Origin of the sequence: Streptacidiphilus fuscans (genome assembly GCF_015690355.1) — a bacterium.
Taxonomy (GTDB): Bacteria; Actinomycetota; Actinomycetes; order Streptomycetales; family Streptomycetaceae; genus Streptacidiphilus; species Streptacidiphilus fuscans.
The window spans coordinates 150961-166349 of record NZ_JADPRT010000003.1; the positions used below are offsets into that span (position 1 = coordinate 150961).

Consider the following 15389-nt stretch of genomic DNA (forward strand, 5'->3'; position numbering starts at 1 on the left):
GTCCCAGCGCACAGGAAGATCACTCGATCGGGCGGCGCGAAATTGTTGTTTCCCTTCCGGCCCCCGGATGCGCAAGGATCTGTGGATGGAACAGGTCCTGGCCCCGTCCCGTCCCGACACCGCCTCCGCCGCGCGGGACGTGCGTCTGCTGCCCAAGGCGCATCTGCACCTGCACTTCACCGGGTCCATGCGCCCCGCCACCTTGATGGAGCTCGCCGACAAGCACGGCGTCCGCCTGCCGGAGGCGCTCAGCTCCGCGGAGCCGCCCAAGCTGCGGGCGACGGACGAGCGCGGCTGGTTCCGGTTCCAGCGGCTGTACGACGCCGCCCGCTCCGTGCTGCGGGACGAGGAGGACATCCGGCGGCTGGTGCGCGAGGCCGCGGAGGACGAGCGGGCCGACGGCTCGGGGTGGCTGGAGATCCAGGTCGACCCGACCTCCTACGCGCCGCGGCTCGGCGGCCTGATTCCCGCGCTGGAGCTGGTACTTGACGCGGTCGACGAGGCGTCGCGGGCATCCGGGGTCGGCATCCGGGTGCTGGTCGCCGCGAACCGGATGAAGCACCCGCTGGACGCCCGCACCTTGGCCCGGCTCGCCGTCCGCTACGCCGACCAGGGCGTAATCGGCTTCGGCCTCTCCAACGACGAACGACGCGGCCTCGCACGGGACTTCGACCGTGCCTTCCGGATCGCCACCGACGCCGGGCTGCTGGCCGCCCCGCACGGCGGGGAGCTGGCCGGGCCGGAGAGCATCCGGTCGTGCCTGGACGACCTGGGCGCGGGCCGGGTGGGCCACGGCGTCCGCGCCGCGGAGAGCCCGGCGCTGCTGCGTCGCCTCGCCGAGGACCGGATCACCTGCGAGGTGTGCCCGGCGTCCAACGTGGCGCTGGGCGTCTACGAGCAGCCGCAGGACGTGCCGCTGCGCAGGCTCTTCGACGCGGGCGTACCGATGGCCCTCGGCGCGGACGACCCGCTGCTCTTCGGCTCGCGTCTGGCCGCCCAGTACGAACTGGCCCGCGAGCACCACGCGTTCACTGACGAGGAGTTGGCCGAGCTGGCCCGCCAGAGCATCCGTGGTTCGCTGGCGCCGGAGCCGGTCCGGGGCCGGTTGCTGGCCGGGGTGGACGCGTGGCTGGAGTCCCCGGCGGAGTAGTCCGCCTCTGTGGGCTCCCGCGTCAAGAGCCGTACGTGCGGCTCGGGGTGACATTTCGTGGTGTGTTCGTGATGGGATGGACATGACCGATTGTCGCCCGTCCAGCAGGAGTACCCATGATCGAGGCGCGCGGCCTGACCAAGCGCTACGGCGCCAAAACGGCCGTCGACAACCTCAGTTTCCAGGTTCGCCCCGGTATCGTCACCGGGTTCCTCGGGCCCAACGGCTCCGGCAAGTCCACAACGATGCGCATGATCCTGGGACTTGACTCACCGAGCTCCGGAAGCGTCACCGTCGGCGGCCAGCCGTTCAAGCAACTCGCCAATCCGGCACGGACCCTGGGCGCACTGCTCGACGCCAAGTCGATGCACCCCGGCCGCAGTGCGCGGTCGAACCTGCTCAGTCTGGCCCGGCTGGCCGGGCTGCCGAGCCGCCGGGTGGACGAGGTGCTGGCTCAGGTAGGCCTGCAGGAGGTGGGCGGGCGGCGCGCGGGGGGCTTCTCGCTCGGCATGGGCCAGCGGCTCGGCATCGCCGCCGCACTGCTGGGTGACCCGCAGGTGCTGATGCTGGACGAGCCGGTCAACGGCCTCGACCCGGAGGGCGTGCTCTGGGTGCGCCAACTGATACGCAGCTGGGCCTCGGAGGGCCGGACGGTCTTCGTCTCCAGCCACCTGATGAGCGAGATGGCGCTGACCGCCGACCACCTGGTCATCATCGGTCAGGGCAAGATGCTGGCCGACATGAGCCTGCAGGGCTTCATCCAGCAGTACTCGTCCGGCTACGTCGGCGTCCGCACCCCGCCGGAGGACTCCGCCCGCCTGGTGGGCGTGCTCTCGGCGGCGGGCGGCAACGCCCAGCCGAACCCGGACGGTTCGCTGAAGGTCACCGGGCTGGAGGCCAACCGGATCAGCGAGCTGGCCCACGCCCAGGGCATCCGCCTGCTCGAACTCTCGCCGCAGCAGGCCTCCTTGGAGGAGGCGTACATGCGGATGACCCAGCACGCGGTCGAGTACCGCGCGTCCGCGCCCGGGTACCCGGGGATGCAGCCGGGGATGCAGCCCGGCATGCAAGCGGGGATGCAACAACAGGGGATGCAGACTCCGCCGCCCGTGGGCGCACAGCCGTTCCCGGGGGCGCCCGGCGCCCAGGGCGCTCCGGCGGGCTACGGGCCCACGCCGGGCGCGTACGGGCCGCCGCCCGGCCAACAGTTCGGCCAGCAGTTCGGCCAGCAGCCCGCTCAGCAACCCGGCCAGCAGTTCGGCCAGCCCATGCAATCGGCGCAGGCCCCCGTCGCGCAGGCGGCTCCGCCCGGCTACGGCTTCCCGCCCGCCGCAGGCGTTCCCGGCCAGCCGCAGCAGCAGGTCAACCCCTATGCGACGAAGAGCGAGGGATGAGCGTGTCGCAGCCTTACCCCCAGACGTACCCGCAGCAGGGCGCACCCGCTCCCGCACCCGGCTACGCGCCGCAGCCCGGCTACCCGCCGCAGGGACAGATGCCGGGCCAGGGCCCTGGGCCGATGCCCGGCCAGATGCCAGGTGGTCAGATGCCCGGCCAGTTCCAGGGTCAGCCGCCGGTCCAGCCCCCGCGCACGCCCACGATGGCCGGCGCCGCCGAGCGCCCGAACCTGCTGCACGCCCTCGCGTCGGAGTCGACCAAGCTCTGGACCACCCGGTCGACGCTGTGGCTGCTGATCTGCGCCACACTGTCGATGCCGGTGGTCGACTTCGCGATCTCCTCGCACTACGCCGGGCTGGACCAGGTCCTCAGAAGCCAGTTCACGACCGACTCGAGCATCTCCGCTCTCACCGCGCTCCTGCTCTACGTGCCGCTCGGCGTCATGGTGATCACGACCGAGTACTCCTCGGGCATGATCCGCAACATCTTCACCGCCTGCCCGCGCCGGGCGCGCGTGCTGACCGCCAAGACGTTGATGCTGTTCGTCGGAACGCTCGTCACGACGACTCTGCTGAGCGCCCTGAGTCTGTTCGTGTCGCATGCGATGCTGCCGGGCAACTTCGGTGAGCCTGTCGCCAACAGTGACGTGCTGACCACGGCGTTCCGCTGCGGGATCTACCTCACGCTGGCCACGATGTTCTCCTACGGGCTCGGCGCCATCCTGAAGCGTTCCGCCCCCGCGATCCTGATCATGATGGCCGCGATCTTCGTGCCGTTCGTGGTGGCGGTGGTCACCGGCGCCGCACCGGGCAGCCTGGGCGAGAAGTTGATGGACTACTCGCTGATCTCCGGCCTGCTGAGTCAGTTCAACCCGCAGGACGCGCCCGCGACCGGCCCGTCGGCCACAGGCATCCTGATCTATCTCGCCATCGCGGCCGCAGCCGCGATCGGCGGCGCGTACGCGCTGGTGCTCACCCGCGACACCTGACGGTTCGACCGACCGCTCGATCGACGGTCCGACCGCCGGTCCGATCGACGATCCGTCCCCGTGGTCGGGGTCTCAGAGCGAGACCCCGACCATCACCGGCTCGTTGACCAGCGTCACGCCGAAGGCGTCCGCCACCCCGGTCTGGATCTCGCGTGCCAGCGCGAGGAGGTCCGCCGCGGTGGCGGTGCCCCGGTTGGTCAGGGCGAGGGTGTGCTTGGTGGAGAGGCGGGCCGGACCGGCGCCGTAGCCCTTGGTGAAGCCGGCCTTGTCGATCAGCCAGGCAGCGGAGGTCTTCTTGTGCCCCGCTCCCGCCTCGTACGCCGGCGCCTGGACGTCCGCACCCAGCCGCTCGGCGACCCGGGCCAGGAAAGCCGCGTGCTCGGCCTCGGTCAGGATCGGGTTGGTGAAGAACGAGCCTGCCGACCACGTGTCGTGGTCCTCCGGGTCCAGCACCATGCCCTTGCCACTTCGCAGCTTCAGCACCGCCTCGCGGGCCGCGCGCAGCTCCACGCGCTCCCCCGGCCCGACGCCCATGGTGCGCGCCGCCTCGGCGTAGCGGACCGGCGTCGACATGCCGTCGGCGTCCTCCAGCGCGAAGCGCACCCGCAGCACCACCCAGCGGTCCGGCTCGGCCTTGAAGCGGCTGTGCCGGTAGGCGAAGGCGCAGTCCTCGGCGGAGACGGTGACCGTCTCCCCGGCCCGGCGGTCGTAGGCGACGACCTCGGTGATCGTCTGGGAGACCTCCTGGCCGTAGGCGCCGACGTTCTGCACCGGCGTGGCACCGGCCGAACCCGGGATCCCGGCCAGGAACTCGATGCCGGCCAGGCCGTGCTCCAGCACAGCGGTGTCGACGGCGTCGGACCAGACCTCTCCCGCGGCCAGCTCCAGCGTGGTGCCGTCGAGAGCGAAGCCCTTGGTCGCGATGCGCAGGACGGTGCCGGGGAAGCCCGCGTCGCCGATCACCAGGTTGCTGCCGCCGCCGAGCACCAGCAGCGGCTCGCCCGCCTGGTCGGCCGCACGGACGACGGCCACGACCTCGTCGTCGGTCGTCGCCGTCACCAGCCGCCCGGCCGGGCCGCCGATGCGGAGCGTGGTCAGGGGGGCGAGGGGCGCGTCATGGAGTTCCTGCACGGGGACAGGGTATCCGGCGGCACCGGACACCCTGTCTGCTCGCATCGTCAGCCCTGTGTTCAGGCGACCGGCTCGGGCGTCTGCGTCGAGGGCCCGGCCGACGGCCCGACCGGCCCCTCGGCCGACCCATCGGTGACTGCCCCGACCGGCCCGTCGGCCGACGCATCGGTCACCGCTCCGCCCGCCGCCACCGGCTGCCCCTGCACGGTCCGGCTCCGGCGCGGGGCGATCAGGATCGCGACCACCGCCATCGCGACCACGGCCGCGCCGACCCACAGCGCCGGGATCAGCCCGTCGACGAAGCTCTGTCCGCTGGCGTAGCTGCCGCGCGCGGTGAAGACCGACGTCAGGACCGCGACGCCGAGCGCGCCGCCCACCTCACGCAGGGCGTTGTTGGTGCCCGAGGCCACGCCCTGCTCCTCCGGCTTGACCGAGCCCATCAGCATGGCCGCCACCGGGGCGAAGAAGAGCGCCATGCCTGTGCCCGAGATCACCAGCCCCGGGACCTGGCTCGCGTAGCTGATGTGCGCGGCGGCGATCGCCGCGAACCAGCCCAGCCCGATCGCCTGCAGTGCCAGACCGACGGCGATCACGGTCCGGCCGCCGATCCGGTCTACCAGCAGTCCGGCCAGCGGCGCGACGATCATCGGCATCCCGGTCCACGGCAGCATCCGGACGCCCGCACCCATCGGGCTGTAGCCCTGGACGTTCTGCAGGTACTGGCTGAGCAGGAAGATCGCGCCGAACATGCCGAGCGACATCAGCATCGACGCGGCGTTCACGGCGGCGAAGGTGCGGTTGCGGAAGAGCCGCAGCGGCAGCAGCGGATGGGCCGCCCGGGACTCCCAGACGATGAAGCCGACCAGCAGCACCGCGCCACCGACCAGCCCGGACAGCACCGGCACGCTGGTCCAGCCGTCCGAGTTGCCGCGGATCAGGCCGTAGACGATGCCGAACAGACCCGCGCTCGCCAAGGCAGTGCCGGTGACGTCGAGCCGGCTGTTGGGCCCGAACGACTCGGTCAGCCGCAGCCTGGCCAGCGGCAGCAGCAGGAGGCCGATCGGGACGTTGAGGGCAAAGATCCACTGCCAGGACAGGTGCTGGACGACGGCTCCGCCGATCAGCGGGCCCATGGCCACGGCCATGCCGTTGACCGCTCCCCAGGCCCCGAACGCCACGCCTCGCCTGGCGGCGGGGACGGCGCTGGTGAGCAGGGTCAGGCTGACCGGCATCAGCAGCGCCGCCCCGACGCCCTGCGCCGCGCGTGCGGCGACCAGCACGTCGATGCTCGGCGCGAGGGAGGCGGCGAGCGACGAGACCGTGAAGAGCCCGAGCCCGATGATGAAGAGCCGACGCCGCCCGAACCGGTCACCGAGCGCCGCGCCGAGCATCAGCAGCACGGCGAAGGTCAGCGTGTAGGCGTTGACCGTCCACTCCAGGTCGGTGATGCCCCCGCCCAGATGGGCGCGGATGGACGGCAGCGCGGTGGTGACCACGAGGTTGTCGAGCGCGGCCATGAAGCCTGCGGTGCTGGTGATGACGAAGGCCCAGACAGCTGGGCGGCCCTTGCGAGCGGTCGGATTGCTGGCCATGGTGTCCCCCTGGCGCATGTAGTGATCGATCAATAACTTTTGGCGACCGAAAAATCGGCGGCCGTCCCCTCAAAAGGGGCGTCAGCCGCCGATCGAATCCGTCTTCACGTGTGCGTTCTTGCTGATCGCGTTCTTGGTGCTCGTTGCAGCGGTGCTCTCGTTGTTGGCGCCCGGGATCCCGCAGGCCTTCTTGCCGAGCGACTGCCAGACCCGATGGTCGGGCGGGAAGCCCATCGCCACCAGGGAGTTGATGAGCATGCCGGAGGCGAAGAACTGGCCGATCTCCTCCGGCGTCGAGCCGGAGACCGCGGCGACGGAGTCCCAGAGGTCCTCCCAGAGCGCCCGGACGGCCTTGCCCACCTCGTGGTCCCCCGCCGCCTCGGCGGCGGCGGTGGACACGTACATCTGCATCTGCATGAGCAGGCGGCTGCGGTCCCCGATCAGCTCGACGTACGCATCGCCCATGGCTTCCAGGGCCTCCTCGCCCTGCAGCCCTTCGGCCGCGGCGAGGAAGCTCTCCTTGACCTCTTCCATGCAGCGCCGGACAGCGGCCTCGAACAGCGCCCGCTTGTTCTCGAAGAGCCGGAAGAGGTACGGCTGCGACACCCCGACCTGCCGAGCGATCTCGGCGGTCGAGGTGCCGTTGTAGCCACCGTCGGCGAACGCGACCATCGCGGCGCGGATGACGCTCTCACGCCGCTCCTCCGCGCTCATCCGCATGCTCGTCCTCGCCATGCTTCAAAGTTAGTGGTTGATTACTAACCACGCAAGAGGGCAGCGCACCGACCTGGTCGCCACCGAGTCCGTGCTTCCCGCGGTCGGCCCCGATCAGCCCAGCTGGACGACGGCGCGGGCCATGCCCAGCACCTTCTGTCCGGCGCTGGTCGCGGTCAGGTCGACCCGGACCCGGCGCTCGTCCAGCTTGGCGGCGACCTTGGCGCTGACCTCGATCGTCGCGCCGGTCGCGTCGTTCGGCACGACCACCGGCTTGGTGAAGCGGACGCTGTACTCGACCACCGCGGCCGGGTCGACCGTCCAGTCGGTGATCACCCGGGCCGCCTCGGCCATGGTGAACATGCCGTGGGCGATCACGTCCGGCAGGCCGACCTCCTTGGCGAAGGCCTCGTTCCAGTGGATCGGGTTGAAGTCGCCCGAGGCGCCCGCGTACTGGACCAGCGTGGCGCGGGTCACCGGGAAGGTCCGGGCCGGGAGTTCCGTGCCCACCTCGACGTCGTCGTAGTTGATGATCGCGGTCATCCCCGCCTCACTCCCCCGCCTCGGCCGCGCGGGCGACCAGCATCATGAGGGCGGTCACCACGTGCTCGCCGCTCTCCTCGTGCACCTCGCCACGGACCGTCAGCACGTCGTTGCCGGCCAGCGACTTGATCGACTCGATCATGCAGGTGACCCGCAGGCGGTCACCGGCGCGCACCGGGCGGCTGTAGACGAACTTCTGGTCGCCGTGGACGACCCGGCTGAAGTCCAGGCCCAGCTCCGGGTCCTGGACCACCTGTGCGGCGGCACGGTAGGTGATCAGGAACGGGAACGTGGGCGGCGCGATCACATCGGGGTGGCCGAGCGCCTTGGCCGCGTCCGCGTCGAGGTACGCCGGGTTGGCGTCACGGACCGCCTCGGCGAACTCGCGGATCTTCTCGCGCCCGACCTCGTACGGCGCGGTGGGCGGGTACGTCCGCCCGATGAGGGAGGGATCCAGCGGCATGCGCGACTCCTGAAAGTTGTCGACTGAGACTGAGAGTTCTCGAACAGAGTTCCAGACACAGTTTCCGGGCACGGGCCCGGGCATGGCTCCGGACACGACGAAGGCCGCCCCCTTGACGGAGACGGCCTTCGGCTCGAAGTTCTCTAAGAACCCGAAGATGCTGACGAGATTGCGACGATGCGCGCAGGCGCAGGGTCAGCGGGTCTCGCGGTGCGCGGTGTGCGCGTTGCAGCGGGGGCAGTGCTTCTTCATCTCAAGACGGTCCGGGTCGTTACGCCGGTTCTTCTTGGTGATGTAGTTCCGCTCCTTGCACTCCACGCACGCCAGCGTGATCTTCGGACGGACATCAGTGGCGGCCACGGGAGTGCCTTCCTCGGACAGACAACGTTACAGACAGACAAGAGTAGCCGACCGGGCCTGAACCAGGAAATCGGCTACGGGTGTGGTAGCGGTGACCGGACTTGAACCGGTGACACAGCGATTATGAGCCGCTTGCTCTACCAACTGAGCTACACCGCCACGACGATCGCGTTCCCCGCCTTGGCGGGGAACCCTCTCATCCGAGCCCCCATGCGGAATCGAACCGCAGACCTTCTCCTTACCATGGAGACGCTCTACCGACTGAGCTATAGGGGCGAACGGGGAAGACATTACACGGTCCGCAGCCCAACCGTGAAATCCGTTTGGCGCTGCTCCGGTACGACTTTTGCCACGGCCGCCACACGCCCCACGCGCCTCCCCTGCCGACCGCGGCCCGCGCCCTAGGCTCACTGTCTGCGATCTTGAACTTCACGCAGTTTCCAGCGGTCACGCGGCGGTCACGCAGCCTCCAGGCAGTTTCGCGGCAGGCGGCGGGAAGCGGCAGGCGGCAGGAAGGAGCGCCGGGCCATGGCAGCCGAGGCGGGGGGCGGAGCGGGGACCGGCGCGGACGCCGGAACGGCAGGGTCGTCGGCGCTGCAGCCGGCACTGCTGCTGACGGGTGCGCGACTGGCCGACGGCCGGGCCGTCGACGTGCGGCTCTGGGGCGAGCGGATCGAGGCGGTCGGCGCGTTCGGCAGCCTCAGCGCCCCGGAACGCCTGGACCTGCGCGGCTACCTGCTGCTCCCCGCCCCGGCGGAGCCCCACGCCCACCTCGACGAGGCCTTCACCGGGGACGGCGGCGGGCCGGGCAACGCTGGTGGCTCGGACAACGCTCGTGGTTCGGGCAGCGCTGGTGGTTCGGGCAGCGCTGGTGGCTCCGGTGGCGACGAGCTGCGGCGGCGGATCACCGAGGCCGCACTGACCTACCTCGGCTACGGCACGACCGCGCTCCGCACGCAGATCCTGGTCAGCGACGAGACCGGCCTCGCCCGCCTCGAAGCGGCACTCCAGGCGGCGCGGGACCTACGGGGACTGGTGGACTGTCAGATCACCGTCCTGCCGGGGCGATCCACCGCCGGCGTGCCTTCGGCATCCGCTGTCGAGAGCGAGCGCCAGGCCCTCGCCCTGCTGCGGGACGGACTCCGCGCCGGGGCGCACGCGCTCGGCGGACGCCTCACCGAGGCGCCGCATCCGCCCGCCCGTCTGGCCGCTCTGGTCGCCCTCGCCCGGGAGTGCGACCGCCCGCTCGATCTGCACGGCACGGCAGGGCTGACCGCGCCTGCCGCAGGCGCCCGTCACACCACCACCGAACTCCCGCCGGGCTCGATGCTGTGCCTGGACGGGCCGCCGCCCTTTGCCGCAGCCCTGACGAGCTCGGGTGCCGGCGTCGTGGTCCTCCCGGCGACCGGACGCTGCGCGGGCGGACCGCCTCGGACCGTCAGCGGCTTCGATCCCGCGTCGGTCCGTGCGCTGGCCGAGGAGGGGATCCCGGTCGCCGCCGGGAGCGGGGCGCTGCGCGACTCCGTCTGCCCGGTCGGCCGCGCGGATCCGCTGGAGACGGCCTTCCTGCTGTCGGCCGCGACGGGCCTCTCCGCGGCGGAGGCGTACGCGGCCGTCAGCTCGAGCGCGCGCGCGATGCTCGGGCTGACGCCCGGACAGATCCGCGCCGGCGATCCGGCCGAACTGGTCGCCGTACGCGGCGAGAGCCTGACCGCCGCGCTGTCCGGCGGGCACAGCCGGGTCGTGATCCACCGTGGCCGGGTGGTCTCCCGCACCAGCGCCGTCCGCGAGTACGCGGACACCACCGCTGCCGCGGTCCCCCGCCAGGGCCGCCCCGGACCAGCCTGAGGTGACGTGACGTGACGTCACCTCACCCGCCGCCTCATCCGATGTGACATCTGACGTTGCATCCGATGTGACATCAATCTCCCGGCAGCGACTGCCAGTAGTGCACCAGCAGCTCGCCCCAGTCGTCGATCTTGACCCGGCCGGTGCGGCGGAAGCCGAGCGCGCGGTAGAGCCGGTTGGCGCGCAGATTGTCGGCGTGGGTCCAGAGTTGGGCTTCCGCGTAGGCCCGGGTGCGCGCCTCGGCCAGCACGTGCTCCATCAGACGGCGCCCGACCCGCTGGCCCCAGCGGTCGGGCGCGACGCTGAGCAGGCTGAGGTGGATCAGCCCTTCCTTCGGCGGCCCCGCGCCGTCCTCGGTCAGGCCCTGGACGCCGAGGACCGTGCCGACGATCCCCGCTCCGGCGGGTCGGCCCTCATCGCGCGCGAGGAGGAGCATGGCTCCGGGCGCGGCCATCCGTCCGTGGGCGAGCCGCACGTGATCCGGCGGCAGCGGGCGACCATTTCGGCGGATCAGGTGCGAGTGCTGCCACACGGCGAGCGCCGCGTCGACCTCCTCCGCGGTGGCAGGGCCTACCGCGACTGTGCCACCACCCATACCGGGCCCCCTCACCGGGCGCACGGGCACCCGTGGCCAAGCTTTCTACCACTCGCAGACACGCACGTCAGCAGCCTCGCCGATCCGTCTCACGCGGCGGCCTGCCCCCGAGCCGCGCAGCGACTAGTCGACATCAGACTAGTTCACATGTGAATACTCCGGGCATACGATGTCAGACATGAGCACCCCGCTGCGCAGTTCCCCCCTCTCGCTGACCGTCCTGTCGCTGCTGCACTACCAGCCGCTGCATCCGTACGGGATCCAGCGGCTGATCAAGCAGTGGGGCAAGGACCAGGTGGTCAACGTCACCCAGCGTGCCAGCCTCTACCGGACCATCGAACGCCTGCTCGCTGCTGACCTCATCGCGGTCCGCGAGACCGAGCGGGACCAGCAGTACCCGGAGCGCACGGTCTACGAGGTCACCGACGCAGGCCGCCGAGTCGCCCGCGAGTGGCTGTTGGAGATGCTCGCCAGGCCGAAGCAGGAGTACCCGGAGTACCCCGCCGCCCTGTCCCTCCTGATGATGCTCACCCCGACCGAGGCCCTCTCCGTCTTCGAGGAGCGCGCCGCACTCGTCCGCACCTCCCTGCGGGAGATCGACGCCGTCAGCGCGGCGGAGGCGGCACACTCGCTGCCCCGCGTGACGATGCTGGAGACGGAGTACCAGCGCGTGGTGACGGCGGCTCAGCTGGACTGGCTGGATTCCGTCATCGCCGACCTCAAGTCCGACCTCCTCTCCTGGACCCCCGAGGAACTCCTCGCCTTCGCCGACACCCAACGCACCGACGCGGAGGGCTGAGGCCGTTCGAAAAAGGCTGTTCAAAGGAGGCCGCTCGAAAAGGGACATGCAAAAGGCCCCGGACAGCTTGCCCTGGGTTCTAGGGATCGTTGCAACACCCCAGTTCAAGGGGCGCGATGTTCGACATGCGGCAGGTCCGGACGGTGGCTCAGGAACGGAAGGCCCTGGTCCGTGAGCGGGAGGAATACTTCCGACTCACGCACCAGGGTCTGACCAGCCGTGAAGCATGCAGACGTGTTGGGATCAACTACCGGACCGGGAAGCGGTGGCGTAACGGCCGTAACGCCTCGGGAAAGGGCATGGCCAGGCCGCCTGTTGTAGTGCCGCGGCCGACAGCAGGCCCATCCAGGTATCTGCGCGACGCCGATCGAATCCACATAGCCGACCGACTGCGCGGGAAGGCACCGATCTGCACGATCGCAGCAAAGCTCGGCCGCAGCCCCTCGACCGTCAGCCGCGAGATCAAGCACAACTGCCACGAGGAGAGCGGGGCATACCGCCCCTATGCAGCCCAGGCCCGCGCTGATGCCCGCCGGCCGCGGCCCAAGCCCGGCAAGATCGCCCAGAGATGGCCGGGCACGGCATCTTCACCCTCGCCACCCAGATCCCCGTGTACTTCTGCGACCCAGCCAGCCCATGGCAACGCGGCTCCAACGAGAACACCAACGGACTGCTCCGCCAGTACTTCCCCAAGGGAACCGACCCCTCCCGGCACGACCCCGCCCACCTGGCTAACGTCGCCGCCGAACTCAACGGCCGCCCACGCAAAACGCTCGGCTGGGAAACCCCAGCCGAGCGCCTGCATAAACTGCTCGCGGCCTGACCAAACCAACGACGTGTTGCAACGACCGCTAGAAACCACCTCGAACGGGGAGGGCCTCAAGTCGTTTCGGGGGACTGTACAGCAGCGAAGTAGCAACCGCTTTGGCTGGAGTCAGCCGAGGGCGTCCCCGGGCTTCCGCAGAGCCTCGAGCGTCTGGCTGTCCGTCACGTGGGTTTAGATCTCGATGGTGATCGAGATCTACGAGTGACGCAGGATCTTCATTGCCACGCGCGGGTGGACGACCAGCACAGCCAGGAGTGACCCGCAGGTGTGACGTGCGTCATGAAGCCGGATTCCCCGGAGGCCGGCACGACGCGAGCCGCTGCGGAGCTCAAGGAACGCTGGCGGACGCTCCGACGAATCACCCTCAGCGCCAGCCGGACCCGCGACATCGCCCGCGGCGCCGGTGAGTTCGTCCGGGGGCAGGCGCTGCGGCTGCGCGGGAAGTCACGTCATCGGGCGGGCAACCCGGTGTGCACGGTCCTTGTCGCACGAGCACCCCGCGCGCAGGCTGATGGCCACGTCGAAGTTGGTCCCGGAGATGTCCCGCGCGCAGCCGGTGACGAACACCGGCGCCTTCGCGTCTGTGCGGGTGCCGTCCCCCACCTGTCCGAACCGGTTGTAGCCCCAGGCATAGACATCCCCTTCCCTGGTGATGCCGTATGACGTCGCGCCGCTGGTGGCGATCTTCGTGAACCGCAGGCCGGTGGGGAGGGGGACGCGCACGGGCGAGGGCTGCGCGCGTGTCGTGCCGGTGCCGAGCTGGTACTGGCGCCCGTCGCCCCAGGCGTAGAGGTCGCCGTCATCGAGCAGCACGAGGGTCTGGCCGTTGCGCGGCAGCGATCCGCCCAGGAACACCTTGTGCACGCGTCCGGGCAACTTGACCTGCAGTGGCGTGGTAGAGATTCCGCCGGTCACGCCCTGACCGAGCTGGCCCTGGAAGTTGTAGCCCCAGTTGTAGTAGCTGCCGTCAGCCAGCAGCGCGCCGGAGTTGTTCCAGGACGCTGTCAATCGGGTGACCTTCGCGCCGGCGGGCAGCTTGACCGGCACCGGGACGGAGGTGGCTGTCCTGGTTCCGTCGCCGAGTTCGCCGAACACGTTGCTGCCGCACGCGACCGCGTGCCCGTCGGACAAGTAGATGGCGTGCCCGAACGCTCCGGCCGCGTCGGTGACGTGGTTCAACGGAAGTTTGACCGGGACGAGCTGCGGGGCTCGGGTGCCCAAACACAGTGCGTCGCCGAAGGGGTTGGTGCCCCAGCCCCAGACGCTGCCGTGGGTGTCGATGGCCAGGCCTTCGTCATACGGCATGACGTCGTCCGGGATCGAGGCGATCGTCACCCCGGGAGGGAAATCGACCTTCACCGCCGAATCGAGGGAGTCCTCCGTCCCGCCGTTCCCCAGCTCCCCATCCGCGCCCAGACCCCACGCGTAGACGCTGCCGTCGTTCAGCAAGGCGTAGGCATTCGAGTTGGAGGTCCCGATCTGCTTAACCGGGCCAGGCAGGTGGACCGGAAACGGTGTCGTGCGCGGGGAGGTGATTGAGGACGTGTTGCCGAACGAGCCCCAGTACTCGACTGTCGAGGAGAGCGAGCTGGCGGCGTCGGCCGACGCCGGTACGGCCGGACCCGCGAGCAAGGCCAGCGGGCCCAAGCCGAACAGCACCAGGCGCGATACGCGGGGCAACCAGTTGACTACTTTCCGAAGTGCATGTTCCATGGCGTCAGGTTAGAGGCGGCATGCATCCCGCCCGGGTAGCCCAACCCCGACATCCGAGTGAATCTCCCACATGGTCAAGGTCGTCTTCCCCAGCACCGCGTGGCCCTGACGAACGCTGCGCACCCAGCTGCGCGGACTCGACGGCGCCGACCGACCAAGGGCCTGCGCCCCCTGCGCGACCGCGACGCCGAGGAGGACGCCGAAGACTAGACCCTCTGGTCACTTAGACTCTCTGGTCACTCTCGGGAGGCGACGCCTACTCCGCCGAATCCCTAGAACACTGAGTGATCGCCGCACCCCCGGATTGTCAGCACCTCCGGAGCGGGTCGAGCGACGAGCATTGACGGAGCATCATGGTTCCCACTGAGCAAGGCGTCTGCTGCGCCGGATCGTGGCGCGACGATACGCATCGACTGACGCTCTTCGGCGGTCCATCTAGGCCAATCTGGGATGCCGAGTAGAAACGAGCAGACACGATTAGAAACGAGTTTGACTGAGTCTCACGGGGCCTGCAGGCGGAGCTTGGCGGTGAGCGAATCCGCCAATACCGCAGGTCCGAAGCCAAATCGACGGTGGAAAAGCTCAGGAAATCGCCGAGGCCCTGTCGAGCTAGCTGCGGGCCCCTGACCCTCTTGATCCTCCTCTTGGGAGTGATCTGGCTGATCGGAATCGTCGTCCCGCCGGCCCATCGGAACAGTCAGCGGACCGGTCAGCAGGCATTTGCGATGATCCGGGCGATTGCGGGCCGGAGCTGACCCACCGAGCCGCGGGATATGCCGTCGGGACGCAACTGCCAGCTGGCCGCTCGCATCTACGGCCGATCAACCGCGCGCCGAGCTATCCCCACCCTGGCCCGGCTCGAACACGGCAGACCCCCTCCACAAAGACGGACCGGCGTTAGGGGCGTCTGCCGATCGGCGCAGGGTCAGGTCAAGCCTATCGGGGACGCCGGAGCGGCCGTGCCATACGCGTGCCAGAAGGAGCGGGGAACAGCGGTACGTGGCGGAGATCACCGGGGCGTGGACATGCGAGAGGCCCCGGACAGCTTTCGCTGGCCCGGGGCCTTTCGGCTTCCACGTGGCGGGTGCAGGGTTCGAACCTGCGTAGCTTGCGCGACAGATTTACAGTCTGCTCCCTTTGGCCGCTCGGGCAACCCGCCAGGGATGGTGTCTCGCGGTTTCCCGCTCCGACGACGTAAACCATACCTGATGGTGGGGGGTGCTTCGCCACTCGGTTGATCAGTGTGGGGGCGGGCAGGCGGCCGAGTGGGTG

General features: G+C 70.0%; 13 protein-coding genes, 3 tRNA genes and 2 pseudogenes. 7 read left to right on the plus strand and 11 right to left on the minus strand.

What is annotated here, in order from left to right; all coding sequences use genetic code 11:
- Window positions 1-85 precede the first annotated feature (85 nt).
- The 3 genes from I2501_RS07850 (at window position 86) to I2501_RS07860 (ending at window position 3533) form a co-directional block, all read left to right on the plus strand.
- Window positions 86-1150: an adenosine deaminase gene (locus I2501_RS07850; protein ID WP_196193140.1), complete on the plus strand. Its 1065-nt coding sequence runs from the start codon at window positions 86-88 to the stop codon at window positions 1148-1150.
- A 116-nt stretch (window positions 1151-1266) separates the two neighbouring features.
- Window positions 1267-2544, plus strand: coding sequence for an ABC transporter ATP-binding protein (locus I2501_RS07855; protein WP_196193141.1), 1278 nt, complete (start codon window positions 1267-1269; stop codon window positions 2542-2544).
- The gene (locus tag I2501_RS07860; RefSeq protein ID WP_196193142.1) at window positions 2541-3533 is read left to right on the plus strand and encodes an ABC transporter permease; all 993 of its coding nucleotides are present in this window, start codon (window positions 2541-2543) and stop codon (window positions 3531-3533) included. Before I2501_RS07855 ends, I2501_RS07860 begins: the two co-directional genes overlap by 4 nt.
- A gap of 72 nt (window positions 3534-3605) precedes the next feature.
- Here the strand turns inward: I2501_RS07860 and I2501_RS07865 are convergent, their stop codons facing one another.
- The 8 genes from I2501_RS07865 to I2501_RS07900 all read right to left on the minus strand — a co-directional run bounded on the left by I2501_RS07865 (window position 3606) and on the right by I2501_RS07900 (window position 8612).
- Window positions 3606-4664 carry a UDP-N-acetylmuramate dehydrogenase gene (locus I2501_RS07865; protein WP_196193143.1) on the minus strand — a complete coding sequence of 353 codons (1059 nt, stop codon included), beginning with the start codon at window positions 4662-4664 and terminating at the stop codon, window positions 3606-3608.
- A 59-nt stretch (window positions 4665-4723) separates the two neighbouring features.
- Window positions 4724-6256: a DHA2 family efflux MFS transporter permease subunit gene (locus I2501_RS07870; RefSeq protein WP_196193144.1), complete on the minus strand. Its 1533-nt coding sequence runs from the start codon at window positions 6254-6256 to the stop codon at window positions 4724-4726.
- Window positions 6257-6337: 81 nt separating this feature from the next.
- The gene (locus tag I2501_RS07875) at window positions 6338-6991 is read right to left on the minus strand and encodes a TetR/AcrR family transcriptional regulator (RefSeq protein ID WP_236046025.1); all 654 of its coding nucleotides are present in this window, start codon (window positions 6989-6991) and stop codon (window positions 6338-6340) included.
- Window positions 6992-7084: 93 nt separating this feature from the next.
- Window positions 7085-7513 (minus strand): MaoC family dehydratase, encoded by a 429-nt coding sequence (locus I2501_RS07880; RefSeq protein ID WP_196193145.1) that lies wholly within the window; start codon window positions 7511-7513, stop codon window positions 7085-7087.
- Between the two features lie 7 nt (window positions 7514-7520).
- Window positions 7521-7976: a MaoC family dehydratase N-terminal domain-containing protein gene (locus I2501_RS07885; protein WP_196193146.1), complete on the minus strand. Its 456-nt coding sequence runs from the start codon at window positions 7974-7976 to the stop codon at window positions 7521-7523.
- Window positions 7977-8171: 195 nt separating this feature from the next.
- On the minus strand, window positions 8172-8336 hold the full coding sequence (gene rpmG, locus I2501_RS07890; protein ID WP_004571794.1) for a 50S ribosomal protein L33: 165 nt from the start codon (window positions 8334-8336) through the stop codon (window positions 8172-8174).
- A gap of 83 nt (window positions 8337-8419) precedes the next feature.
- Window positions 8420-8495: transfer RNA gene (locus I2501_RS07895), tRNA-Met, on the minus strand.
- Between the two features lie 44 nt (window positions 8496-8539).
- Window positions 8540-8612 (minus strand) — tRNA-Thr (locus I2501_RS07900).
- 252 nt (window positions 8613-8864) lie between these two features.
- Here I2501_RS07900 and I2501_RS07905 point away from each other — a divergent pair.
- A complete protein-coding gene (locus I2501_RS07905) occupies window positions 8865-10184 on the plus strand; it encodes an amidohydrolase family protein (protein WP_236046026.1) in 1320 nt (439 codons plus the stop codon).
- A gap of 73 nt (window positions 10185-10257) precedes the next feature.
- Here the strand turns inward: I2501_RS07905 and I2501_RS07910 are convergent, their stop codons facing one another.
- Window positions 10258-10779: a GNAT family N-acetyltransferase gene (locus I2501_RS07910; RefSeq protein WP_196193147.1), complete on the minus strand. Its 522-nt coding sequence runs from the start codon at window positions 10777-10779 to the stop codon at window positions 10258-10260.
- 178 nt (window positions 10780-10957) lie between these two features.
- On the opposite strand from I2501_RS07910, the gene I2501_RS07915 reads away from it, so the two are divergent.
- The 3 genes and pseudogenes from I2501_RS07915 to I2501_RS39095 form a co-directional block, all read left to right on the plus strand.
- Window positions 10958-11578, plus strand: a complete 621-nt coding sequence (locus I2501_RS07915; protein ID WP_196193148.1) for a PadR family transcriptional regulator — start codon at window positions 10958-10960, stop codon at window positions 11576-11578.
- Window positions 11579-11877: 299 nt separating this feature from the next.
- A pseudogene (locus I2501_RS39090) lies at window positions 11878-12000 on the plus strand (helix-turn-helix domain-containing protein); the annotation flags it as partial.
- A 143-nt stretch (window positions 12001-12143) separates the two neighbouring features.
- Window positions 12144-12401, plus strand: a pseudogene (locus I2501_RS39095) (IS30 family transposase); the annotation flags it as partial.
- Between the two features lie 447 nt (window positions 12402-12848).
- On the opposite strand, the gene I2501_RS07925 reads toward I2501_RS39095, so the two are convergent.
- Window positions 12849-14117, minus strand: a complete 1269-nt coding sequence (locus I2501_RS07925) for an RCC1 domain-containing protein (protein WP_196193149.1) — start codon at window positions 14115-14117, stop codon at window positions 12849-12851.
- 1078 nt (window positions 14118-15195) lie between these two features.
- Window positions 15196-15276 (minus strand) — tRNA-Tyr (locus tag I2501_RS07930).
- Between the last annotated feature and the right edge of the window lie 113 nt (window positions 15277-15389).

Bases quoted from the DNA above. Each gene is read 5' to 3' on its own strand.
- I2501_RS07880 (WP_196193145.1), bottom strand. From the start codon at position 7,513: ATGACCGCGATCATCAACTACGACGACGTCGAGGTGGGCACGGAACTC.
- I2501_RS07885 (WP_196193146.1), bottom strand. From the start codon at position 7,976: ATGCCGCTGGATCCCTCCCTCATCGGGCGGACGTACCCGCCCACCGCG.
- I2501_RS07850 (WP_196193140.1), top strand. From the start codon at position 86: ATGGAACAGGTCCTGGCCCCGTCCCGTCCCGACACCGCCTCCGCCGCG.
- I2501_RS07870 (WP_196193144.1), bottom strand. From the start codon at position 6,256: ATGGCCAGCAATCCGACCGCTCGCAAGGGCCGCCCAGCTGTCTGGGCC.
- I2501_RS07905 (WP_236046026.1), top strand. From the start codon at position 8,865: ATGGCAGCCGAGGCGGGGGGCGGAGCGGGGACCGGCGCGGACGCCGGA.
- I2501_RS07910 (WP_196193147.1), bottom strand. From the start codon at position 10,779: ATGGGTGGTGGCACAGTCGCGGTAGGCCCTGCCACCGCGGAGGAGGTC.
- I2501_RS07915 (WP_196193148.1), top strand. From the start codon at position 10,958: ATGAGCACCCCGCTGCGCAGTTCCCCCCTCTCGCTGACCGTCCTGTCG.
- I2501_RS07860 (WP_196193142.1), top strand. From the start codon at position 2,541: ATGAGCGTGTCGCAGCCTTACCCCCAGACGTACCCGCAGCAGGGCGCA.
- I2501_RS07855 (WP_196193141.1), top strand. From the start codon at position 1,267: ATGATCGAGGCGCGCGGCCTGACCAAGCGCTACGGCGCCAAAACGGCC.
- I2501_RS07875 (WP_236046025.1), bottom strand. From the start codon at position 6,991: ATGGCGAGGACGAGCATGCGGATGAGCGCGGAGGAGCGGCGTGAGAGC.
- I2501_RS07925 (WP_196193149.1), bottom strand. From the start codon at position 14,117: ATGGAACATGCACTTCGGAAAGTAGTCAACTGGTTGCCCCGCGTATCG.